This window comes from Thiobacillus sp. 65-1402 (genome assembly GCF_001897685.1).
Classification (GTDB): Bacteria; Pseudomonadota; Gammaproteobacteria; order Burkholderiales; family Thiobacillaceae; genus Thiobacillus.
The window spans coordinates 1-20,706 of the sequence record NZ_MKUG01000152.1; the positions used below are offsets into that span (position 1 = coordinate 1).

The 20,706-nt window shown below is 64.9% G+C and carries 22 protein-coding genes and 1 pseudogene; 8 read left to right on the plus strand and 15 right to left on the minus strand.

The window, feature by feature from the left end; all coding sequences use genetic code 11:
* Nucleotides 1-857, minus strand: an 857-nt coding sequence (locus BGO62_RS11610) for an HDOD domain-containing protein (protein WP_296642577.1), incomplete at its 3' end; no start/stop codon positions are given.
* A 318-nt stretch (nt 858-1,175) separates the two neighbouring features.
* Here BGO62_RS11610 and BGO62_RS11615 point away from each other — a divergent pair.
* The gene (locus BGO62_RS11615; protein WP_296642580.1) at nt 1,176-1,754 is read left to right on the plus strand and encodes a superoxide dismutase family protein; all 579 of its coding nucleotides are present in this window, start codon (nt 1,176-1,178) and stop codon (nt 1,752-1,754) included.
* Between the two features lie 51 nt (nt 1,755-1,805).
* On the opposite strand, the gene BGO62_RS11620 is transcribed toward BGO62_RS11615, so the two are convergent.
* Nucleotides 1,806-2,834, minus strand: a complete 1,029-nt coding sequence (locus tag BGO62_RS11620) for an SDR family oxidoreductase (protein ID WP_296642583.1) — start codon at nt 2,832-2,834, stop codon at nt 1,806-1,808.
* A complete protein-coding gene (locus BGO62_RS11625; protein ID WP_296642585.1) occupies nt 2,834-4,114 on the minus strand; it encodes a nucleotide sugar dehydrogenase in 1,281 nt (426 codons plus the stop codon). Before BGO62_RS11625 ends, BGO62_RS11620 begins: the two co-directional genes overlap by 1 nt.
* Before the next feature lie 14 nt (nt 4,115-4,128).
* Between BGO62_RS11625 and BGO62_RS11630 the strand changes: the two genes are divergently transcribed.
* Nucleotides 4,129-4,983: a serine protease gene (locus BGO62_RS11630; protein WP_296642587.1), complete on the plus strand. Its 855-nt coding sequence runs from the start codon at nt 4,129-4,131 to the stop codon at nt 4,981-4,983.
* 6 nt (nt 4,984-4,989) lie between these two features.
* On the opposite strand, the gene BGO62_RS11635 is transcribed toward BGO62_RS11630, so the two are convergent.
* The 4 genes from BGO62_RS11635 to BGO62_RS11650 form a co-directional block, all read right to left on the minus strand.
* The gene (locus tag BGO62_RS11635; RefSeq protein ID WP_296642590.1) at nt 4,990-6,033 is read right to left on the minus strand and encodes a phospholipase A; all 1,044 of its coding nucleotides are present in this window, start codon (nt 6,031-6,033) and stop codon (nt 4,990-4,992) included.
* Nucleotides 6,034-6,040: 7 nt separating this feature from the next.
* Nucleotides 6,041-7,471 (minus strand): MBL fold metallo-hydrolase, encoded by a 1,431-nt coding sequence (locus BGO62_RS11640; protein WP_296642591.1) that lies wholly within the window; start codon nt 7,469-7,471, stop codon nt 6,041-6,043.
* Between the two features lie 166 nt (nt 7,472-7,637).
* Nucleotides 7,638-8,267: a TetR/AcrR family transcriptional regulator gene (locus tag BGO62_RS11645; RefSeq protein WP_296642594.1), complete on the minus strand. Its 630-nt coding sequence runs from the start codon at nt 8,265-8,267 to the stop codon at nt 7,638-7,640.
* Nucleotides 8,268-8,405: 138 nt separating this feature from the next.
* Nucleotides 8,406-8,819, minus strand: coding sequence for a hypothetical protein (locus BGO62_RS11650; protein WP_298636064.1), 414 nt, complete (start codon nt 8,817-8,819; stop codon nt 8,406-8,408).
* Nucleotides 8,820-9,134: 315 nt separating this feature from the next.
* Between BGO62_RS11650 and BGO62_RS11655 the strand changes: the two genes are divergently transcribed.
* The 6 genes from BGO62_RS11655 to BGO62_RS11680 all read left to right on the plus strand — a co-directional run bounded on the left by BGO62_RS11655 (nt 9,135) and on the right by BGO62_RS11680 (nt 13,561).
* Nucleotides 9,135-10,283: an outer membrane protein transport protein gene (locus BGO62_RS11655; protein ID WP_296642599.1), complete on the plus strand. Its 1,149-nt coding sequence runs from the start codon at nt 9,135-9,137 to the stop codon at nt 10,281-10,283.
* Nucleotides 10,284-10,302: 19 nt separating this feature from the next.
* Nucleotides 10,303-10,800, plus strand: a complete 498-nt coding sequence (locus BGO62_RS11660; protein WP_296642602.1) for a hypothetical protein — start codon at nt 10,303-10,305, stop codon at nt 10,798-10,800.
* A 160-nt stretch (nt 10,801-10,960) separates the two neighbouring features.
* A complete protein-coding gene (locus BGO62_RS11665; protein ID WP_296642605.1) occupies nt 10,961-12,163 on the plus strand; it encodes a c-type cytochrome in 1,203 nt (400 codons plus the stop codon).
* A gap of 100 nt (nt 12,164-12,263) precedes the next feature.
* The gene (locus tag BGO62_RS11670; RefSeq protein WP_296642607.1) at nt 12,264-12,791 is read left to right on the plus strand and encodes a DUF3365 domain-containing protein; all 528 of its coding nucleotides are present in this window, start codon (nt 12,264-12,266) and stop codon (nt 12,789-12,791) included.
* Between the two features lie 20 nt (nt 12,792-12,811).
* Nucleotides 12,812-13,327 (plus strand): hypothetical protein, encoded by a 516-nt coding sequence (locus tag BGO62_RS11675; RefSeq protein ID WP_296642610.1) that lies wholly within the window; start codon nt 12,812-12,814, stop codon nt 13,325-13,327.
* Between the two features lie 21 nt (nt 13,328-13,348).
* A complete protein-coding gene (locus BGO62_RS11680) occupies nt 13,349-13,561 on the plus strand; it encodes a DUF2892 domain-containing protein (protein ID WP_296642613.1) in 213 nt (70 codons plus the stop codon).
* A 104-nt stretch (nt 13,562-13,665) separates the two neighbouring features.
* On the opposite strand, the gene BGO62_RS11685 is transcribed toward BGO62_RS11680, so the two are convergent.
* The 8 genes and pseudogenes from BGO62_RS11685 to BGO62_RS11720 all read right to left on the minus strand — a co-directional run.
* The gene (locus BGO62_RS11685; protein WP_296642614.1) at nt 13,666-14,982 is read right to left on the minus strand and encodes an ATP-binding protein; all 1,317 of its coding nucleotides are present in this window, start codon (nt 14,980-14,982) and stop codon (nt 13,666-13,668) included.
* Complete coding sequence (locus BGO62_RS11690) at nt 14,979-15,734, minus strand: response regulator (RefSeq protein WP_296642616.1); 756 nt, start codon at nt 15,732-15,734, stop codon at nt 14,979-14,981. Before BGO62_RS11690 ends, BGO62_RS11685 begins: the two co-directional genes overlap by 4 nt.
* Before the next feature lie 350 nt (nt 15,735-16,084).
* Nucleotides 16,085-16,582, minus strand: a complete 498-nt coding sequence (locus BGO62_RS11695) for a hypothetical protein (RefSeq protein ID WP_296642620.1) — start codon at nt 16,580-16,582, stop codon at nt 16,085-16,087.
* A gap of 11 nt (nt 16,583-16,593) precedes the next feature.
* Nucleotides 16,594-17,031: a cytochrome c gene (locus tag BGO62_RS11700; protein WP_296642623.1), complete on the minus strand. Its 438-nt coding sequence runs from the start codon at nt 17,029-17,031 to the stop codon at nt 16,594-16,596.
* Nucleotide 17,032: 1 nt separating this feature from the next.
* Complete coding sequence (locus BGO62_RS11705; protein ID WP_296642626.1) at nt 17,033-18,160, minus strand: ABC transporter permease; 1,128 nt, start codon at nt 18,158-18,160, stop codon at nt 17,033-17,035.
* A 10-nt stretch (nt 18,161-18,170) separates the two neighbouring features.
* Nucleotides 18,171-19,295, minus strand: a complete 1,125-nt coding sequence (locus tag BGO62_RS11710; RefSeq protein WP_296642627.1) for an ABC transporter permease — start codon at nt 19,293-19,295, stop codon at nt 18,171-18,173.
* Nucleotides 19,292-20,248 (minus strand): ABC transporter ATP-binding protein, encoded by a 957-nt coding sequence (locus BGO62_RS11715; RefSeq protein ID WP_296642629.1) that lies wholly within the window; start codon nt 20,246-20,248, stop codon nt 19,292-19,294. The genes BGO62_RS11710 and BGO62_RS11715 overlap by 4 nt, the downstream gene beginning before the upstream one ends.
* Nucleotides 20,245-20,706: pseudogene (locus tag BGO62_RS11720) on the minus strand (ABC transporter ATP-binding protein); the annotation flags it as partial. The gene BGO62_RS11715 and the pseudogene BGO62_RS11720, both read right to left, overlap by 4 nt.

Consider the following 20,706-nt stretch of genomic DNA (forward strand, 5'->3'; position numbering starts at 1 on the left):
GAAATCGCTGCGGCAGACAGCGCCAGGGTGCGGGAATAGCGGGTGCCGATCTGGCCCAGGCGGGCTTCCAGCGACACGGCATCGCTCGCCAGCAGGGTGCTGGCCACCTCATTGGCAGCCATCGCCACCCAGCGCAGGCGCTCCACCCCCTGCTCCGGCGCGCGTTGCATGGGCGAGCCCAGGGGCTTGCGCATGCAGCGCTGCAGGCTCTCGGGCAACCCCCAGACGCGGGCCACGCCCACCCCCAGGTCCTCGAAGCCCAGGCCCAGCACCTGCAGCGCGGCCGACTCTTCGCCCCCCTCCACGCGGCCAGTCTCCATCAGGGCGCGCACCTGGCGCGCCTCATCCGGAAAGTAGAACTCGCACAACATGCGGCCCAGGTTCTGGAACATCGCGCCAATGAAGGCCTCTTCAGCCGCCTGCCCGGGCTCGCACAGCTCCGCCGCCACCGAGCCAGCCATCATGGCGCGCAAAAACTCCTCGCGCATCTGGCTTGCATGGGCCTTGTCCTGCATGTGGTCCAGCAGCACCAGGCTGAGTGCCATGTTGCGCACGGCGTTGAAGCCCACCAGGCTCACGGCCCGCGACACGGTACTGATGGTGCCCCGGCCCGCATGCGCGAAATGCACGCTGTTGACCAGGCGCAGCAACTTGTTGGTGAGCGCCACATCCTTGAGGATCTCGTGTGTGAGATCGCTGATGCTGTCGTCCTCGGAGTTGGCCACGCGCTGGATGCGCGCCACCGAGTCCGACAGCGCCGGAAAGTCGCTCTTGTGGCGCATGCGCCGCAGCAGGACATTCAGCGCGCTTTGCCTGACATCGCCGCCCGCCGGTAGGTCGTCGTCAAGGTTTGTCATTTTTGGGTTCACATTCGACATGCTGTTTTTTGTTTTAAATACGAGACCGGGCCACAACCCGGCGAACAAGCGGGGACCGCATTGCCGCCCCTGCTAGAGGAATCGGCGGCGGAGCGGATTTATCCAGAGGACTGCGGTTTTTATTTCATCCCCGCCGGCCCTTCCGGGCCGGCGCCGAGCGGCCTGCTTTGCCGAGCCGGACACGGCGTAGATACGGCTCATGCCGAATGGTAGCAATGTAACGGGGGGGAGCAGATACGCCCGGTTTGCAGACGGAGTATTCTTGAATTCATCTCAATTATTCAAAGGGAGAAGACAATGCATCACCTTAAAAAGCCTGCGTCCGGCATCGCCCGGCTCGCTACCTTGGTCCTGGCGGCGGCCATGCCGGCCGTGCCGTTGAATGCCCTGGCGCAGCATGCGCACGGCAACCTCACCGCGATCGCGGAACTGGAAGCCAAGTCCGGCAGCGCTGTCGAGGGCAAGCTCACGTTCCACGAAATGCCCGGCAAGGGCGTGCACATCGAAGGGCGGGTGAGCGGACTGACCCCCGGCAAGCACGGTTTCCACATCCACACCAACGGTAATTGCGACTCTCCCGACGGCATGAGCGCGGGCGGCCATTTCGCCCCCACCGGCGGCCGCCACGGTGCCCCCACCGACAAGGAACACCATCCGGGCGACCTCGGCAACATCGTCGCCAATGCCGAGGGCGTGGCCGACGTCGACGTGATGGCGCACGGCCTGACCATCACCCTGATGGGTAAAAGCTCGATCGGCGAGCGCAGCATCGTCATCCATGCCAAGGAAGACGACTTCTCCGATCCCGCCGGCAATTCGGGCGCGCGCGTGGCCTGCGGCTATATCGATCTGGTCGAACTGCACATGCGGATGTAGAAATACCGCTGCGCGCCAACCTGCTGAACGGCCTTGCGGCCGTTCGCACGCCTATCCCAGATCCTGCACATACCAGTCCATCGCCTCGGCCAAGCCTGCGCCGATGCGATGCGTCGGCGCATAGCCGAGCCGCGCGCGCGCCTTGGAAATGTCGGCGAGCGAATGGCGCACGTCGCCGGCGCGGAAATCGCGGTAGACCGGCTTGAATCCGGCCAGATGCGGAAATTTCGGCGCGAGCAGGGCGCGGATGGCTTCAAACAGCTGATTCAGCGTGGTGCGGTCGCCGACGGCCACGTTGTAGACCTGGTTGGCCGCGTCCGCGTGCGTGCTGGTGGCGGCGAGCAGGTTGGCCTGGATGACGTTGTCGATGTAGCAGAAGTCGCGGCTGGTTTCGCCGTCGCCGTTGATGTACACCGGCTCGTTGTGGATCATGCTCGCCACCCACTTCGGCACCACCGCGGCATAGGCGCCGTCGGGATCCTGGCGCCGGCCGAAGATATTGAAGTACCTGAGGCCGATCGATTCCATGCCGTAGCAGCGGCCGAACACGTCGGCATACAGTTCGTTCACCAGCTTGGTCACCGCGTAGGGCGACAGCGGCTTGCCGATGACGTCCTCGACCTTGGGCAGGCCGGGGTGGTCGCCGTAGGTGGAGGAGGACGCCGCGTAGACGAAGCGCCTGACCCGGGCGTCGCGCGCCGCCACCAGCATGTTGAGGAAACCGGTGTTGTTGGCGGCATGGGTGGCGAGCGGATCTTCCAGCGAGCGCGGCACCGAGCCAAGCGCGGCCTGGTGCAGTACGTAGTCGACGCCCTTGCAGACGGTATGGCAGGTGATGAGATCGCGGATGTCGCCACGCTGGAAGCTGAAATTCGCCCAGCGTTCGGGGCCGACGCCAGCCTGCACCTGCGCCAGATTCTTTTCGTGGCCGGTGGCGAAGTTGTCCAGCCCGACGACGCGCTGGTCGAGCAGCAGCAGGGCCTCGACCAGATTGCTGCCGATGAAGCCGGCGGCGCCGGTGACGAGCCAGGTTTTCGGCTCGGCGCGAAGCTGCGTCTTCAGCGCGTCGAACGCGGCCATTACAGTCTCCAGAGCGCGAAGCCCGCGGCTTCCACCGCAGCCGGGTCGTAGGCCGACTTGACGTCGGTGAACGCGCCGCCCTTGTTCAGCCTGGCCGTCAGTTCGGCGAACGGTTTTTCCAGGTAGACGCTATGCGACACGGCCGCGACGATGGCATCGCATTGCGGGAGGTCGTCCCACGCGGTGAGGCTGATGCCGTATTCGTGCTCGGCTTCGCGGGTTTCGCCGAGCGGGTCGTGCACATGCACGTCGCAGCCGAACGACTGCAGCTCGCGGATGACGTCGACCACTTTGGAGTTGCGCAGATCGGGGCAGTTCTCCTTGAAGGTGAGGCCGAGCACGTTGACCCTGGCGCCCTTCACCTGCACCCCGTTGGCGATCATCTTCTTCACCGTCTCCTGCGCCACGTAGGCGCCCATGCCGTCGTTGATGCGGCGCCCGGCGAGGATCACCTGCGGGTGGTAGCCGAGCATGTCGGCCTTGTGGGTGAGGTAATAGGGATCGACGCCGATGCAGTGGCCGCCGACCAGGCCGGGGCGGAAGGGCAGGAAGTTCCACTTGGTGCCGGCCGCCTTCAGCACTTCCAGGGTGTCGATGCCGAGGCGGTGGAAGATCAGCGAGAGCTCGTTCATCAGCGCGATGTTGAGGTCGCGCTGGGTGTTCTCGATCACCTTGGCGGCCTCGGCCACCTTGATGCTGCTCGCGCGATGCACGCCGGCGGTGATCACGCTGCCGTACAGTTCGGCGACCTTGTCCAGGGTGGCGGCATCGTCGCCGGACACCACTTTCACGATCCTGGTGATGGTGCGTTCCTTGTCGCCGGGATTGACGCGCTCGGGCGAGTAGCCGACGTGAAAATCCTGCCGCCATGTCATGCCCGAGTTCTTTTCCAGGATCGGGATGCAGACCTCTTCGGTGGCGCCGGGGTAGACTGTGGACTCATAGATGACGGTGGCGCCCTTTTTCATATGCTTGCCGACCGTGGTGGAGGATCCGACCAGCGGCGAGAAATCGGGGATGTGCGCCGCGTCGACCGGGGTCGGCACCGCGACGACGATGAAGTCGGCCTGCGCCAGGTCGGCGGGGTCGGTGGTCACCTTCAATTGCGTGGCGGCCTTGAGGTCGTCCGTCGACACTTCGCCGGTGGGGTCGCAGAATCGACGGTAATGCTCGATTTTTTCAACCGAGAGGTCATAGCCGATGGTGGTCATCTTCTTGCCGAATTCCACCGCCAGCGGCAGCCCCACATAGCCCAGCCCGACAACCGCAACGACGCTCATGCTTGGATTCCCCTATGAATAGAAAGTTTTTCCTGCCGCCCGGATTGTATCGAATTTGCGCGACGCTCCTAGGCCATCGCCAGCGGCTGACTGGCCACTTCGCCTGCAAGCGGCATACCAGTTGGGCATTGCTGGCCCTGTTTGCCGTGCTGCCCGCCCACGCCGACGTGGCGGACACATTGCTCGCGGTGAAGCCGGGCGTGGTCGGCGTCGGCACCTTCAATCCCAGCGGCAGCCCGCGCGCCAACCTGCAGGGCACCGGCTTTGCGGTGCTCGACGGGCGCTACGTGGTGTCGTGCGCGCACATCTTTCTCAGACAGCTGGACAGCGAGAAACAGGAAACCCATGCCATCTTCGTCGGGCGCGACCGGCAGATGGCGGTGCGCACTGCGCAGCTGATCGCCACCGACCGCGCGCGCGATCTGGCCCTGCTGAAAATTGCCGGCGATCCGCTGCCCGCGCTGAAGCTGGGCGACTCGGACAGCGTGCGCGAAGGCTGGCAGCTGTATTTCACCGGTTATCCGATCGGCTCGGTGCTGGGGCTCAACCCCTCCACCCACCGCGCCGGACTGGCCGCCGTCATTCCCATTTTCACGCCGGTGCAAAGCGCCTCGCAGCTGAACGCGCGCGCGCTCAAACAGGCGCAGCAGCCCTACGAGGTGTTCGAGCTCGACGCCATCGCCTACCCCGGCAACAGCGGCAGCCCGGTGTGGCACCCGGAAACCGGCGAGGTGCTGGGCGTGGTCAACTCGGTCTACGTGAAGGGGGCGAAAGAGGCGGCGCTCACGGCGCCGAGCGGGATCAGCTACGCGATCCCGGCGAAGTATGTGCATCAGCTGCTGGAGCAGGCGCTGGCCAAGGCGCCCTGAGCGCGCCTACATGCCGCCGGTCAGGCTGACGCCGAGGCCGAGCGACTGCTGGCTGTGGTTGTAATCGATCAGCGATTCGCCATAGCCGTTGAAATACTGCACGTAGCCTCTCAAACGCCCGTACAGCGGGAAATTCCAGTTCAGCTTCAGCGCGCCGCGATGGTCCGGCGTGCCGAAATTGCTGCGCAGCAGCAGCGAATACGTATTGCGCCCTTTGCTATAGACCGCCAGCAGATCGCCGTGCCCGAGGTAGTCCTCGATGTCGGGATTGTCGCCGCTGTCGCGTTCCGGAATCCGGTACCAGGGGCGGACCAGCAAGGCCAGGTTGCCGCGCTCGAATCCGAACTGCGCATACACCCGGTTCCAGCTGCGCGACAGCGCCGCGCCGCGGCCGTTCGACTGATGCACCAGCCCGAGGTTGAGGAAGCGCCCGCGAAAACCGGCCAGATCGTAATCGGTGCGGAACACCAGCATCGCCTCCGGTTCGTAATTGTTCTCGCGGAACGGCGAGGACATGCTGCTGTTGTAGGCCTGCCAGAACGAGGTGGCGGTGTAGCCGAACCACAGGTCGACGTTGTCGTGGCCGAACACGCCCTGCATGCCCTTGATCTTGAAACTCAGCTGCAATTCGGTCTCGACGGGATCGGGCCTGATGTCGGTCTGCCCGGGCATTGCCGGGAACGAGGCGTTGTTGGGCGAGTTGCTGACCTTGAGCGGCAAAAAATAATTGGGCCGATGCGGGCGGAACAGGAAGGCGCCCCGCTTGGCTTCGTCGTCGAGTTCCCAATGGCGCGACAGCGCCGAAAGCAGCCGGGGTTCCGGCGGCGCGGAGGGGGCCGCGACAGGCTCCGGGGTGGCGTGCAGTTCGGCCGCGGGCGGCGGCCGTCCGGCCAGCCGGTCGTAACACGCCAGCCGCTCGGCATCCGCCGAAATCGCGCTGCATCCTTCCCACTCGGCAATCGGAGCGGCCTGCGCGCTCCCCAGCAAGCCCGCGCACAGCAAGGCCAGCGGAATTCCGCCGCACGCAGGTTTCGCCGGTCTCGTCCGCACCCGGCGCTCAGTCGAGAACCACGCTGTGCCCCGGCAGCGGCGCCTGCGCGTCCCAGCCGAACTGCCTCTGCAAATCGGCGGCGAAACCGGTTGCCACGCTGTCTTCACCGTGCACCACGAACACCTGGCGCGGCCTGCTGCGAAAGTGGCCGAGCCAGGCGAGCAGCGCGCTGCGGTCGGCATGCGCCGACAGCCCGCCCAGGGTGTAGAGGTCGGCGCGCACCGGAATGTCCTCGCCCAGCAGGCGCACCCGCTTGGCACCGTCGACCAGGCGGCGGCCGAAGGTGCCGGCGGCCTGGAAGCCGGTGATGAGGATGGTCGAATCGCGGCGCGGCAGGTTGGCGCGCAGGTGGAACTTGATGCGGCCGGCCTCGCACATGCCGCTGGCGGAGATGATGACAGCGCCCCCCGCGATGCGGTCGAGCGCCTTCGACTCTTCCACATCCTCGACGAATTCGAGCTTGCGAAAATGCGCCGCGCCGCCGTGCCGCCCCATCAGCGCATGGGTTTCGGCATCGAGCAGTTCCATGTGCCTGAAGGTGATCTCGGTGGCGGCGGTGGCCATCGGCGAATCGACGAACACGGAAAGCTTGGGAATGCGCGCCTGCCGCGTCAGGTCGGCCAGCAGATAGAGCATGTCCTGGGTGCGCCCCACCGCGAAAGCGGGAATGATGACGTTGCCGCCTTTTCTTTCGATGGTGTCGTTGATCGCCTCCACCAGTTCGTCCTGCGTCGCTTCCATGCTCTTGTGGTCGCGGTCGCCGTAGGTCGACTCGACCAGCAGGTAATCGGCCTCGAAGATCGGCGTGGGATCGCGCAGCAGCGGCCGCGCGGGCTGTCCGAGGTCACCGGAGAAGACGATCTTGCGGCGGCGCGCGCCTTCGCCCACCCACACCTCGACGATCGCCGAGCCGAGGATGTGGCCGGCATCGCGGAAGGTGCAGCGCACCTGCGGGTGCGGTGCGATTTCCAGATCGTAATCGACCGCATTGAGGCGCTTCAGCGAGGCCTGCGCCTGCGCCACCGTGTACAGCGGAGCCGTGTCGCGCGGCGGCAGTCCGCGCGCGGCATCGCGCTTGGCCATGCCCTGGCGGAAGCGGTTGAGGTTGGCGTACTCGGCCTCCTTTTCCTGGATGTGCGCCGAATCGGGCAGCATCACCGCGAGCAGGTCGCAGCTGGCGCGGGTGGCGTGGATCGCGCCGCGGAAGCCGAGCGCGACCAGCCGCGGCAGCAATCCCGAATGGTCGATGTGGGCGTGGGTGAGGATGACGAAATCGATCGTGGCCGGGTCGAAATTGAAGGCGCGGCGGTTTTTCTCGCGCGTCTCGCGCCCTCCCTGGAACATGCCGCAATCGACCAGAAAGCGCACGCCGTCGGCTTCCAGCAGATAGCTGGAGCCGGTCACCTCGCGCGCCGCACCGAGAAAAGTCAGCTTCATGATGGAGTGCCGCGCAGCAACAGCCCCGCGGGGTCAGGCAGAGGCCTCGATATTACACCGGCGCAACACCCGCTCCCTTCCGCTGCGCGCCGATTCCCGCGCTGCAGGAATCCCGCGGATCCGCACACCTCGCCGTCTGCCGCCCCGCGCGCGTCCATGTTCCGCCTTAATCCGGATTCGCATCGCCCGCACGCGTGGCGCCGATACCGTGAAGAAAAATGGGAAACACCAGCTTTCCCTCTGAAGTCAGCGACTTTTGCGCTTCGATGACGGAAACGCGCAGCACCAGGCCCTGGATGATGCCGGTGAACATGACGGCGGCGCCATGCTCGTCGAGGTCGGGGCGGACAAGATGCTGCGCCTTGGCCTGGGCCAGGAGAGCGCTCACCCTGGCCTCGTAGTCCGCCAGAATACTGCGTATCAGTTCCTTGATCCTGGGGTTTTTCTTCAGCAGCTGGTCGGTGAATATCAGCTTCGGAATCGCCGGCACCTTGTCGACGAAGCCCAGATGGGCATAAAACATTTTCTCCAGCGAATCGAGCGGATCCCTGCCCTGGTCGGCCGCCATATCCAGCACCCCCATCAGGCGGCCGCGCACCCAGTGGATGACCCCCAGCCAGATCATGTCCTTGGTGGGAAAGTGACGGAAAATCGCCCCCTGCGTGACGCCCACGGCGCGGGCCATGTCCTGCGTCGTCACCTTGTCCACGCTCTGCTCGCCGGCAAGCTCCACGGCGGCCTTGATGATTTCTTCCTGGCGCTCTTCCGCCGATAGCCGTTGTCTGCGTTCGCTCATTGCCTGGTTTCCTTGTTGCATATTTCACGTGATTTCAAAATTTCCGGATGCGGGTGCCATGCCGCCATTGGCGCGCCGGGAAAGCCTTTCATTGCCCGATCCGGAAGCGCCGCCAGTGAATCGGACAGCCTTGGCATTTCACGCTGAATGGTGTCGATGCGTGCGCGGCAGACCGCGCCAGGCAATCGCCGCGATCGCTGCCCACACCAGCGTCCGCACGCTCATGGCGATCACCGTGCGAAGCTCGTAGGCGCCGCCGGACGCCACATGTGCGCCGAATGCCGCGAACGTGATCGCCGTTGCCAGGGCAATGGCAGCGGCCAGCCGCACCGCCCAGCGCTGCTGCAGCCACAAGCCGGCACCGGCAGCGACATAGGCAAATCCCGCCGCGAAATTGAACCAGAGCACGAAGGGTACGTAGGCGCCGGCGGCAGCGCGTGCTGCCGCATCACCGAACAGGATCGTCCCACCCTCGCGGATCGTCAGCAGGCCGAAGCCGACAGCGGCCAGCGAAATCACCCGAACGCAGAAACCTCGTTGCTGTTTTGACATGGAGATTCCCTTCTTTATCGGCCATAAAGATAGCGACTGATTGCTAACTTATCAGCGATGGGATGGCTTGTCCACGACGCTGCATAGGCCCGGAAAATGGAATGCACTGCCTTTCTTGACCGCTTCCGGTAACCAACTGAAACCGAACTGTTTCAACCTGGAAATAAGCGGGAAACCGTCGCCCCCTAGATTGGCGGCAACAGCAGGAGATGGGGGAAAACGGACCCCGCCCTTGCTCTGATCAACAACAACAGGGGGAGCCTTCCAGTGAACTACAGAACTGCTGCAATCTGCACAAGCTTTCTGGCTTCGGGCATGGCCTTCGCCAACAACGGCGATCAGATGGTCGGCTACAGCGCCATCGCCAATGCCGTGGGAGGGGCGGTCGTCGCCGCGCCGCTCGACGTCACCACCAGCCTCACCAACCCGGCCGGCCTGGCATTCCTGAAACTGGGCGACCGGGCGACGCGCTTCGACATGACGGTGTCGGTGCTTAATCCGATCCGCAGCATGAACGGCGTCGAAAGCGACAGCAACGCGTACGTCATGGCAACCGGCGGCTTTGCATTCCAGAGCGAACTGCTCGGGCCGGACCTGGTCATCGGTATCGGCGCCTACCCCATATCCGGCGGCGGCGTGGATTTTCCGTCGGCGGCGTTCAGGCTGGGCACCTCCAATGCGGCGATTGTCGCCAACCGGATGTCGATGCGCATCGGCCCGGCCGCCGCCTACAAGATCAACGACAGATTGTCGATCGGCGCCAACCTGAGCCTGTCGCTCAACCAGATGTCGATGAAGAACATGACGCTCGTTCCGGGAATGCCTCCCACCGTCATTTCCGACAACTTCCCGAACGACGTCGCCTACGGCGTCTCGTTCGTGCTGGGCGCCATGCGCAAGCTCAGCGACCGAACCAGCGTGGGCCTTTCCTATACGAGCAAGTCGTACAACGAGGACTTGGTATGGAACATGGATGACGGCAAATGGCGGCTCAATTTCGAGGATCCCCAGACCGTCGCGATCGGGCTTTCCCACCGTCTGACCGACAAACTGATGTTGTCGGCCGACCTGAAGTGGCTCAACTACAGCGATGTGCGCGACACCGCCACCCTGTATGGCCCGGCCCCCGCGCAGAACAAGCTGATCGCCTACAGCTGGGACGACCAGACGGTGGTCGCACTGGGCGCCAAGTACGACATGTCGGATCGCCTCTCGATCATGGCCGGCTACAACTACGGCGCCTCGCCGATCTCCGAGGAGGACATCAACAACAATGCCGGCGTCACGGCGATCGTCGAACACCACCTGTCCGCCGGCGTGACCGCCAAGGTCAGCCACCATTCGGCGCTCACCTTGTCGCTCATTCACGGCTTCAAGAATGAAATGACCGCGAGTGTGGGGCCTCCCACGACCGTGAGCTTCGAGACGAATCTCTTGAGCCTGCAATTCACCTACAACGACTGAGCATCCGGAGGAGAACGAAATGAAGCATCGCAGCTTTCTTTCCCTGGGGAGACCCAGTCTTCCGCTGGCACTGGCCGCCGTGTTTGTCCTCGCGACAGCCGGCTGCATGGGCCCCAAGATCGGTCCGGCCGTGCCGGATGCCGGGTGGGACACCAGCTACGAGGACGCCCTGAGTCCGCACACCCAGCTCGCGCTCGGTGTCATGCAGGCGCTCAAGAACGAGCCCGAAACGATCCCCCCGGGCCGCCGGGCCGATATCGCGCAACGCTGGCAAAAACTTGCCGACCTGATCAAGGGCAGCGCCGGGCCGGGGGACATCAGCCGCGCGAGGCTCGATGTGGAGGCGGCACTGGACAAGGGGCTGCTCGACAGGATCAAGGAGGAGCGGCTGCGCCGCGGCGACCTGATGGGTTTCATGATGTCGAGCGGCGTCAGGATCCCGAAGGGCGGCATGAAGAACCTCAACCCCGACCACGTTGCCGCGACCAAGGCCGTGGAGGCGCTCAACAAGAATTAGGCCGCGGCGGCGATCCCCTTCCGGCCAGGAACGATCGAGGATCAGCTATTGAACATGCATCGTTTTTTCGGATTCCGCAGGGAAGCAACCGCCCCCCGCTCCCCGGAAAGCATTCGGGCCAGGCAACTGGCTCACAAACCCAGCAATCGAAGGAGACATAATGAAGAAATTCGCTTTGACAACACTCGCCGCAGTCATGCTGCCCGCCCTGGCCTGGTCCGTGGGCACCCCGCCGTCCGCGGCATCGAAACCGATGATGCTGGCCGCGAACGCGCCCGCCTCCAAATCGGCACCGCTCACCCCGGCAGAGAACCTTGTCCTGGGAACGGCGCTGCTGCTCGAAAAGGAGCGGGACGCGTTCGAGATGTCGCAGGTTTTCCGTCTGGCCCTCTATCTGCGCCCGATGCGCCGCGTCTACGATCCCAACCCCAATCTCGTGAGGGCGGGCGATGACCCCAGCGCCGAGAAGACATACATGGAGCGCATCAGGTCCGTCATCAAGCCGGAACTGGTGGCGCGCATCGACAGGATGGCCCTCACCCGCAAGGACATGGAGCACTACCTGCAGCACCACCAGCCGCTCTACGCCGTGGACTGGAAGAAGCATCCGACCTTCGCCCTGATGGAGTATGCGGTCAACGATTTCCATGAGCAGATCGCCCCGCCGGACACGATCGCCGCCAAGGACAAGGACGACTTCTACATTCCGGAAAGCGTGAAGCGCATCAGCGGCAAAAGCGCGGGCGACGGCAAGAGGCTGTTCGACGGCATCTGCGCCTCATGCCACGGCGTGGACGGGCAGGGCCGCTTCCCGCCGATCGCGATGAAGTCCTATCTCTCGCTGCACAGCGACCACGAGCACTTCGAGATCATCAAGGCCGGGCCGCCGCAAAAACCCGGCGCCCCCATCGTGATGCCGACCTTCGGCGACAAGCTCACCGATGACCAGATCTGGGCGATCGCGCAGTACATTCGCAGCTGGGAAAACCACTGGGCGGATCCGAAGAACGTGCGTCGCGGCGAGGCAGAGGCGAAAGAGGCCGGAGTGAAGTTCTACAGCACGCCCGATCTGCACGGCATCTGGAAGGCCAAGAATGGCAACGTGGTGATCCTCGATGTGCAGAGCGACATCGCGTACCGCATCATGGGCCATATCCCCGGCTCCAAGCACATCCGGCCGGAAGAACTCGACACGAAGATGAAGACGCTGCCGAAGGACAAGGAAATCATCATCGTCGACATGTTCGGCTCGCAGGGGCTGGCACCGGCCACCGCGCTGGCGAAGGCCGGCTACAAGACCAGCTATCTGGCCAACGGCATGATGGACTGGCACATCGTGCGCGACTTCCAGACGGAATATTGAACGCCGTGCAGCACGAAGCCGGGCCGCGGCCCGGCAGCCCGAAACCTGATTGAGGAGAATCATCATCAAACCGATTGCAATGGCGGCACTTGCCGCGGTCATGCTCCACACCTCAGCCTGGAGCGCGGAAGCCCCGCCTGTCGACAGCGTCAAGGCAGTCGCCGGAGGCTATGCGAAACAGCTCAAGTCCGGACTGATGGCACAGATGGGCTCGAACGGCCCCGAAGGCAGCATCACCGCCTGCTCGGCGCAGGCCGCCCAGCTTGGCGCCGAGACTGCAGCCCGGACGGGCTGGTCGATCCGGCGCGTGTCCACCCAGGCCAGAAACCCTCTCGCCATGCCGGATGCCTACGAGCACGAGACCCTCAAGGCGTTCGCGAAGGAAATCGCCGGCGGCAAGGAAGATGCCAGCCGCTACGAAGTGGTCGACGAAGGTGGCGTGCGCTACGCGCGCTTCATGAAAGCCATCCGCATCGAGCCAGTGTGCCTGACCTGCCACGGCGACAAGGAAGTCCCGTCCGGTGTGATGCAGAAGCTGTCCGAGAAATACCCGCACGATGCCGCCCGTGGCTACAAGGTCGGCGACCTGCGTGGTGCCCTGTCCATCAGGATCAAGCTGGACGATTAACCCAACGAGAAAGGTGAGAAATGAAAACCACCAACATTAAACGCCTGGCAGCTTGCAGCGCGGCCGCAGCCGTAGGCGCGGCCTTCTTCATGGCAACGGCCACGCAGCCGGTCCACGCGGCCGCTGAGCCGATCGGCCCGAAACTGACGCCCCGCCTGAAGCAGATGCTTTCGGAGGAGATGCTCTCGGTGAAGCAGTCCGCGAAGATGATCCTCGACGGCCTGCTCGCCGGCGACCATTCGATGGTCGCCACCCAGGCACAGCAAATCCACGACAGCTTCATCCTGGAACGCAGCCTGACCGAGCAGGACAAGAAGGATCTGATGAAGGCTGCCTCCCCCGAATTTCTCAAGCTCGATGGCGAGTTCCACCAGACGGCGGGGAAGCTGGCCCAGGCGGCGCAGCACAAGGATTATGAACTGCAGCGCTTCTATTACTCGCGCCTCGTCGAAAGCTGCCAGAGTTGCCACAGCCAGCACGCCACCGACCGATTCCCGACCTTCAGCGGCGCGCAGCCGGAAGGCCATACTCACTAGCGAATGCGAAAGGACAGCAACATGTCAGTCGACCAAATCGTGCACGTCGTCGTCGGACTCGCGGTATTCATCAGCGTTCTCCTGATGCATTTCTCCAGCCCGGCATGGGGATGGGTGGCGGGCTTCCTTGGCCTCAGCCTTGCACAAAGCGGCTTTACCGGAATATGCCCGCTGAGCTTCGCGCTGCGCAAGCTGGGCTTCAAGGAGCAAGGCGCGTCATGCGGCAACGCGTGACGTCCTGATGCCTCTCCTCAAGCAGCGCGTTGCTGGCAGCCTCCGGTTGCCAGTTTTTTTGGCCGGGCACCGTCGTGCCCGGCCCAGTGCGGCCAGACGACATTTCAGCGGGGCCGGAGTGTCAGGCTCGCAACGAGTCCGCCACCCTCGCGCGACGCCAGCGTCAGCGACCAGCGGTGACTGTCCGCGAGTTGCCGCGCGATCGCCAGGCCCAGCCCGCTGCCTCCCGTGACGCTGCTGCGCGACTTGTCCACCCGGTAGAACGGCTCGAACACCGCCTCGAGTTCGTCCACGGGAATCCCCGGGCCGCGGTCGGCGACGCTTATTGTCATGCGGGCGCCGTCGCGCGCGCATGCGATGTCGATCCGCCTGCCCGCGCTGAAGCGCACGGCATTTTCGACCAGGTTGGCCAGGATGCGCCGCAGTGCCATCGGCGAAACGGTCGCGGCGCACCCGGCGTCGGCATGCACGCGGACATCCGCGCCCTCCCGGCGAGCCTCTTCGGCCAACTCTTCGATCGTTTCGGCGACATCCACTTCCTGGCTCGGCTCGTGCGCGGCGCCACGGCCGAACTCCAGGGACTGATCGACGAGCCGCGACATGTTGTCGAGGCCGCGCAGCAGGCGTTCCGCCAGTTCCGGGTCGGCCGAGGGCGGGAGCACCTCCAGTGCCAGCCGCATGCGGGCGATGGGCGTCCGCAGATCGTGGGCGATTCCGGCGATGAGAATGGAGTGGTTCGCAAGCAGGGTTTCGACCTGGTACACCATCCGGTTGAACGTGCGCACCAGGTTGGCCAGCTCGCACGGCCCGATCTCGGGGAGCGGCTCCGGGGCGCCCGCCCGGCCGATGCGGTCGGCGGCGGCGGTGAGTTGGGACAGCGGCTGGGTCCAGCGCCGCACCAGTATCAGCGTGGTGAGCAGTGTGAGCACCGTGCCCGAAAGGAGGATCAGGAATATGGCCAGCGGCGCATGGATGTTGATCCGCTGGCCGGGAAAGCCGAACCGCAGGCGATGGCCCCCGGCGTGGAAGTCGACCCGGTAGATGTCCGTGCCGTCCTTGCGTTCCACCCTGATCTGCGTGGGATGCCGGGTATGCTTCGCAAGCGCCTCGTCGAGCAGCAGCGCATAGGGAAGATAGGCGGTTTCCCCGGGTAGTGCGTCTTCCGCGGGGGACAGGGTCAGGCCCGTATCCTCGTACAGCGCCGCCTCGAAGCCGGCGCGTTCGCTCGACGGCAGGCTCACCCACACCTGCGAGGACAACAGCATGAAGTCCGCCAGGTCGGTGGCGGAGCGGCGCGCGACGGGAATCAGCAGGTAGTAGGCGATGACGAGGGTGGTGAAGAGCTGGAACAGGACCAGCGCCACGGCAATGGTAAGCACGGTCTTGCCGAACATGGTCACGGGAAGGCGGATGCGCGTCATCTTGGCTCCCCGTCCGGGGTGAACATGTAGCCCTCGCCCCGCACGGTCCGGATCAGCACCTGGCCGGCAGGATGGTCTTCGATCTTCCGTCGCAGCCGGGTGACCCGCACGTCGATGCTGCGATCGAAGGGCGCGCGCTCGTAGCCCTTGAGCATGTCCATCAGCGCGTCGCGGCTCAGCAACTGGTAGGGATGCCGTGCGAACAGGCAGAGCAGCTTGAAATCGGCGGCCGTCAAGGAGACCTCAGTCTCGCCGCGGGTCAGCCGGTGCGCTTTCACGTCGAGCCGGTAGGGCCCGAAGTTATATGTCTGCCCTTCCCCGGCGCGCGTACCCGGCCGGCCGGCCGCCGCTCTGCGGCGCAGCACGGCACGTATGCGCGCCAGCAGCTCGCGCGCGTTGAAAGGCTTGGCGAGATAATCGTCCGCACCGACCTCGAGGCCGATGATGCGGTCGATTTCGTCCCCCCGGGCGGTCAGCATGATGATCGGCAAGTCGCCCTCGCTGCGGAGTTCCCGCACGATGGCGAGGCCATCCTTGCCGGGCAGCATGAGGTCGAGGATGACCAGGTCGACAGGATGGCTGCGCAGATGCTTTTCCATGGCGAGGCCGTCGGGGACTGCGGCCACGTCGAATCCGTTCGTCCGCAGATAGCGAACCAGAAGATCCCGCAACTCCGCGTCGTCGTCGACGACAAGGAGCGTGCACCTCCGGCCCCCGTTGCAGGCTGGCGTCGCAGGGTCGGTTTCAGGCAACTCAGATCCTGTTCTCATAATTTTCTCCCTGAAAGGGCCTGCTCGCGCAAGCGCCCGTAGCCGAAGAACCCGAGAACGGCCTTCCTCGCGGAATCGGGTCCGTTACCCCCCGGCCGCACTGTCGATCGCCGCCCCGCTGACCGCGCAGCTCAGATCACCGCAGCAAAATCATTCCCTGCAGAATCTGCACCGCCCTGCGCCGGGTGCGCCATCGGGCAACGTCAAGCAGGCACCTGCACGTGCGCGGAATGCAAGCGCTGCCGGATCGCCCCGTGACCGCGTGCCATGGCGAACTCTCCAGTTCTCCGCACCGGTTCCATCCGGCATTTGCTGTGCTTGTGGCGGACATGCTATTCCTGATGGCTGATCGCGCGCCAGCCGGGATGGTCGAAATAGGCCGGATAATTTTCCAGCGCCCGGTAGATTTTCACTGCACCGCCGTGCCGCCCGAGCTGCCGGTTCTTGCCGGCCAGCCCCTCGGTGCCCGCGCTGATCTCGGCGAGCACCAGGTGCAGCATGGCGTCGGCGTCCTTGTCCAGTTTGCAGCCCGCCACGATCCGCCCCATCTCGGCGTCGATCTGGCTGGCAAGCCCCGCGTATTGATTGGGTTTCAGCCGGTCATTGTGGATTGCCGGCAATTGCGGCTGGAGCAGGTTGCGGATGGTCTCCATGCCCCGGCGCAGCGTCTCGTCGGTCTTCCACTTGGCGCCATCGTGCAGCGAAAGCGCTGCCGGAGCGCCCTCGCCATGATGGTGGTGGCTGTCCTGCACGGCCAGGCTCGGAGCGGCTGTCGACGACAGCATTCCGGCAAATAGCAGGGTCGACAGGGTGCGGTCGCAGCGGCGCATGGGGGTTCTCCTTACTCACGGTTGAAATGATCCCGGAACGGCTTCCGGAATTCGGCATGGCAAGCAAGGCAGCTCGTCTGGAGCCGCTGGAAGGCGTCGATCGTCGCCTCGCCGTCCCGGGTGCGGGCCGCCTCCACCAGGGCCGCCGCCCGTTCCTTCGTATCCCTGTCCAGCGCCCTGAAGCGGCCGATTTTTCCGCCAAGGAAACGCATCAGTTCGAACTTCTCGGCCAAAGTCGCGGGCGGGTGGGAAGGGTCGATCACGGCCATGGCACCCATCACGACCTCCCCATAGTCCTCGCGTGCGATCCCGCCTGCGATCAGCCGCATGTTTCTCCCCTGCGTCTCCATTACCTTGCTCAGCACCATATCCCCTGCGGCACGTACAGATGGCGGGGTCGCGAGGGACAGCATCATGCAGGCCAGGAGCGGACGAGACGCGATGCGCATGTCAGGCCATCCTTTTCTTGAAACGCAGCGAACTCATGGTCAGAAGCGCCGTGCCCAGCGCCGCCAGCGCGGCGAACTGCGGCCACAGGATGTCCCAGCCGCTGCCCTTGAGGAAGATGTCGCGGATGATGACCAGGAAGTAGCGCAGCGGGTTGAGATAGGTGAGCCACTGCGCCGGCTCCGGCATGTTCGAGATCGGGAACATGAAGCCGGACAGCAGCACCGCGGGGAGGTAGAAGAAAAACGACGACATCAGCGCCTGCTGCTGGGTCTGGGAGATGGTGGAGATGAACAGGCCGATGCCGATGGTCGACATCAGGTACAGGCCGGCGCCGAACAGCAGCAGCGCCAGGCTGCCGTGGATCGGCACGTTGAACCAGCTGACCCCGATCGCGGTGACCACCAGCACGTCGATGAAGCTGATCAGCACGAAGGGCAGGGTCTTGCCGAGGATCAGCTCGAAGGAACGGATCGGCGTCACCATCAGCTGCTCCATGGTGCCGATCTCGCGCTCGCGCACGATGGCCATGGCGGTGAGCAGCAGCGAGATCAGCAGCACCACCACGGCGATCACGCCGGGGACGTTGAAATAGCGGCTTTTCAGGTCGGGGTTGAACCAGGCGCGCGAGCGCAGTTCGATCGGCTCGGTCTGCGGCGGCGCCGGCTGGTCAAGCTCGCCCGGCCCGACGCGCGCCCGGGAAAATTCCCGGGTGATGCGCTGGGCGTAGTCCATCGCCACCGTGCCGGTGTTGGAGTCGGTGCCGTCGACGAGGGTCTGGATTGCCGCCTGCCGCCCGGATTTCAGGTCGTCGGCGAAGCCGCGGTTGATCTGGATGCCGATGGTGGCCTGGCCGCGGTCGAGCAGTTCGCCCAACCGTTCCGGCCGGTCGGTGCTGTCCACCACGGTGAAGTAGCCGGAGGCGGTGAAGCGTTCGATCAGCGCACGGCTCTGCGGGCTCTTGTCGAGGTCGCACACCGCGGTCTTGATGTGGTCGACGTCGGTGGTCACGGCGTAGCCGAACATAATCAGCTGGATCACCGGCATGACGAAAATCAGCGCCTTCATGCGCGGGTCGCGCAGCACCTGGATGAACTCCTTCACCAGCATGCGATAGATACGTTCCCACATACCGCCTCCGTCAGGCCAGTTTCTTGCGGAACTTGCCGAGGGCGACGGCAAACACCGCCACCGCGAACAGCCCCAGGAAGATCAGGTCGCCCGCCACGAAAGCAGGCGGGCTGGCCTTGAGAAAAATGTTCTTCAGCACCTCGACGAAATAGCGCGCCTGCACCACGTGGGTGACCGCCTGCAAAAAGCGCGGCATGTTGTCGATGGAATAGAGGAAGCCGGAGAGCAGGAAGGCCGGCAGGAAGGTGACCACCATCGCCAGCTGGCTCGCCACCAGCTGCGACTTGGCGATGGTGGAGACCATGATGCCGAGGCTCAGCCCGCCCACCAGGAACATCGCGGTGACGCCGAGCAGGAACAGGAAGCTGCCCCTGAGCGGCACGTCGAACACCCATACCCCCATCGCCACCGAGAACAGCACGTCCAGAACGCCGATCACGAAATACGGCGCCATCTTGCCGAGGAACAGCTCGATCGGCTGCACCGGCGTGGCGATCAGCTGTTCCATGGTGCCGCTCTCCCACTCGCGCGAAACGGTGAGCGAGGTCAGGAGCGCGGTGATCACCGTCATGATCACCGCGATCAGGCCGGGGACGATGAACCAGCGGCTTTTCAGCTCGGGGTTGTACCAGACGCGCAGGCGGTTATCCACCGCAAGCTCGACCTTGCTGCCCTGTTGTGCCGCGCTGAAGCGGCCGGTGATCGCCTCGGCATAGCCCAGCGCAATGGTCGCGGTGTTGGCGTCCGAGCCGTCGGCCAGCACCTGCACCCGGGCGCTGCGCCCCTGCTCCAGGTCGCGCGCGAAATGCGGCGGGATCACCAGCGCCAGGTGGACCTTGCCCCGATCGAGCAGGGCGCGTACGTCGGCGTAGCTTTCCGCCGCTGCGGCCGCGCTGAAGTAGCCGGAGGCCGGAAACCCTTCCGCATAATGGCGGCTGGCGGCACTCTTGTCCTGGTCGTAGACGACGAGGTTGAGCGTCTTGATGTCCATGGTGATGGCGTAGCCGAACAGGATCAGCAGGATCAGCGGCATCAGGAAGGCCATCGCCAGCGAGCGCGGATCGCGGACGATGTGGAGGAACTCCTTCTTCACCAGCGCCCACAGCCGGACCCACGAAAAGCTGCGCGGCTTCATGTCGGCGCGCCCTCCATGCTCCGGCGATCCTCGAGCTCGACCAGCGAGACGAACACATCCTCCATCGAGGGCCTGACCTGCGTGATTCCTGTCGTCGCCAGCCCGCGCCCGGCGAGGAAATCGCCCACTGCCGCGCTTGCCGCCTCCGCATCCTCGACCACCGCGTGCAGGGTATCGCCGAACAGCGCCACCTCCTTCACCAGCCCCGAGCCTTCCAGCTGCTCCAGCGCCTCGGACGGGTGCTCGACCCGGATCTCCAGGATGTCCTCGGGAATGACGCTCTTGAGCTCGGCGGGCTTGCCCTTGGCGATCATCCGGCCGCGCGAGATCAGCACCAGCTCGTCGCAGTATTCGGCCTCTTCCATGTAATGGGTGGTGACGAACACGGTGGTGCCGCGCTGCGCCATCTGCGCGATCAGATCCCAGAACTGGCGGCGCGACAGCGGATCGACCCCCGAGGTCGGCTCGTCGAGGAACAGGATCGGCGGCTCGTGCAGCACCGCACAGCCCAGCGCCAGGCGCTGTTTCCAGCCGCCGGCCAGCGACCGGGTCAGGCTGTTGCGCTTGTCCGCCAGGCCCGCCATGTCCAGCACCCAGTCCTTGCGTTCGCGGCGCCTGGTCCGGGGCACGTTGTAGATGCCGGCAAAGAAGTCGATGTTTTCCTCGACCGAAAGGTCGTCGTAGAGCGAAAATTTCTGCGACATGTAGCCGATGTGGCGCTTGATGGTCTCGGACTCGGTCATGATGTCGAAACCCGCCACCCGGCCCGCGCCGGAACTCGGCAGCAACAGGCCGCACAGCATGCGGATGGTGGTCGACTTGCCCGCGCCGTTGGGGCCGAGAAAGCCGAACACCTGGCCGGCTTCCACGCTGAGCGAGACGCGGTCGACGGCGACGAAATCGCCGAACCTCCGCGTCAGGTCGCGCACTTCGACGGCGTGGTCCGTGTTCATGCCGCCGCCTCGGCGTCATCCCGCGTCACCCGATGGATGAACACGTCTTCCAGCGTCGGGGCGATGATTTTTTCCGCCAGCACCGCGATGCCCGCCTGCTGCAGGATGGCCCGGGCCTGCTCCGCTTCCGCCGCCTCTTCGGCATACAGATGCAGCATGCCGCCGAACAGGCTGACACGATTGGCGCCCAGCTGCGCGGCAAGCGCCTCGCGCGCGAGGCGCGGCTGCGCGGTTGCCAGTTCCAGCAGTTGGCCGGGGAGGCCTTCTTTCAGTTTCTGCGGGGTGTCGCACTGGATCAGGCGGCCGCGATGCATCAGGCCGACGCGGCTGCAACGCTCCGCTTCGTCGAGGTAGGCGGTGGAAACGAAGATCGTCACCCCTTCCTTCAGCATGGCGTAGAGGATGCGCCAGAAATCGCGCCGCGACACCGGGTCGACGCCGTTGGTGGGCTCGTCGAG

Coding starts and splice junctions, on each gene's coding strand:
- BGO62_RS11615 (WP_296642580.1), top strand. CDS start 1,176: ATGCATCACCTTAAAAAGCCTGCGTCCGGCATCGCCCGGCTCGCTACC.
- BGO62_RS11715 (WP_296642629.1), bottom strand. CDS start 20,248: ATGAACACGGACCACGCCGTCGAAGTGCGCGACCTGACGCGGAGGTTC.
- BGO62_RS11675 (WP_296642610.1), top strand. CDS start 12,812: ATGAAAACCACCAACATTAAACGCCTGGCAGCTTGCAGCGCGGCCGCA.
- BGO62_RS11695 (WP_296642620.1), bottom strand. CDS start 16,582: ATGCGCCGCTGCGACCGCACCCTGTCGACCCTGCTATTTGCCGGAATG.
- BGO62_RS11655 (WP_296642599.1), top strand. CDS start 9,135: ATGGCCTTCGCCAACAACGGCGATCAGATGGTCGGCTACAGCGCCATC.
- BGO62_RS11685 (WP_296642614.1), bottom strand. CDS start 14,982: ATGACGCGCATCCGCCTTCCCGTGACCATGTTCGGCAAGACCGTGCTT.
- BGO62_RS11705 (WP_296642626.1), bottom strand. CDS start 18,160: ATGTGGGAACGTATCTATCGCATGCTGGTGAAGGAGTTCATCCAGGTG.
- BGO62_RS11700 (WP_296642623.1), bottom strand. CDS start 17,031: ATGCGCATCGCGTCTCGTCCGCTCCTGGCCTGCATGATGCTGTCCCTC.
- BGO62_RS11680 (WP_296642613.1), top strand. CDS start 13,349: ATGTCAGTCGACCAAATCGTGCACGTCGTCGTCGGACTCGCGGTATTC.
- BGO62_RS11650 (WP_298636064.1), bottom strand. CDS start 8,819: ATGTCAAAACAGCAACGAGGTTTCTGCGTTCGGGTGATTTCGCTGGCC.
- BGO62_RS11645 (WP_296642594.1), bottom strand. CDS start 8,267: ATGAGCGAACGCAGACAACGGCTATCGGCGGAAGAGCGCCAGGAAGAA.
- BGO62_RS11640 (WP_296642591.1), bottom strand. CDS start 7,471: ATGAAGCTGACTTTTCTCGGTGCGGCGCGCGAGGTGACCGGCTCCAGC.
- BGO62_RS11620 (WP_296642583.1), bottom strand. CDS start 2,834: ATGGCCGCGTTCGACGCGCTGAAGACGCAGCTTCGCGCCGAGCCGAAA.
- BGO62_RS11630 (WP_296642587.1), top strand. CDS start 4,129: ATGAATAGAAAGTTTTTCCTGCCGCCCGGATTGTATCGAATTTGCGCG.
- BGO62_RS11665 (WP_296642605.1), top strand. CDS start 10,961: ATGAAGAAATTCGCTTTGACAACACTCGCCGCAGTCATGCTGCCCGCC.
- BGO62_RS11710 (WP_296642627.1), bottom strand. CDS start 19,295: ATGAAGCCGCGCAGCTTTTCGTGGGTCCGGCTGTGGGCGCTGGTGAAG.
- BGO62_RS11625 (WP_296642585.1), bottom strand. CDS start 4,114: ATGAGCGTCGTTGCGGTTGTCGGGCTGGGCTATGTGGGGCTGCCGCTG.
- BGO62_RS11660 (WP_296642602.1), top strand. CDS start 10,303: ATGAAGCATCGCAGCTTTCTTTCCCTGGGGAGACCCAGTCTTCCGCTG.
- BGO62_RS11670 (WP_296642607.1), top strand. CDS start 12,264: ATGCTCCACACCTCAGCCTGGAGCGCGGAAGCCCCGCCTGTCGACAGC.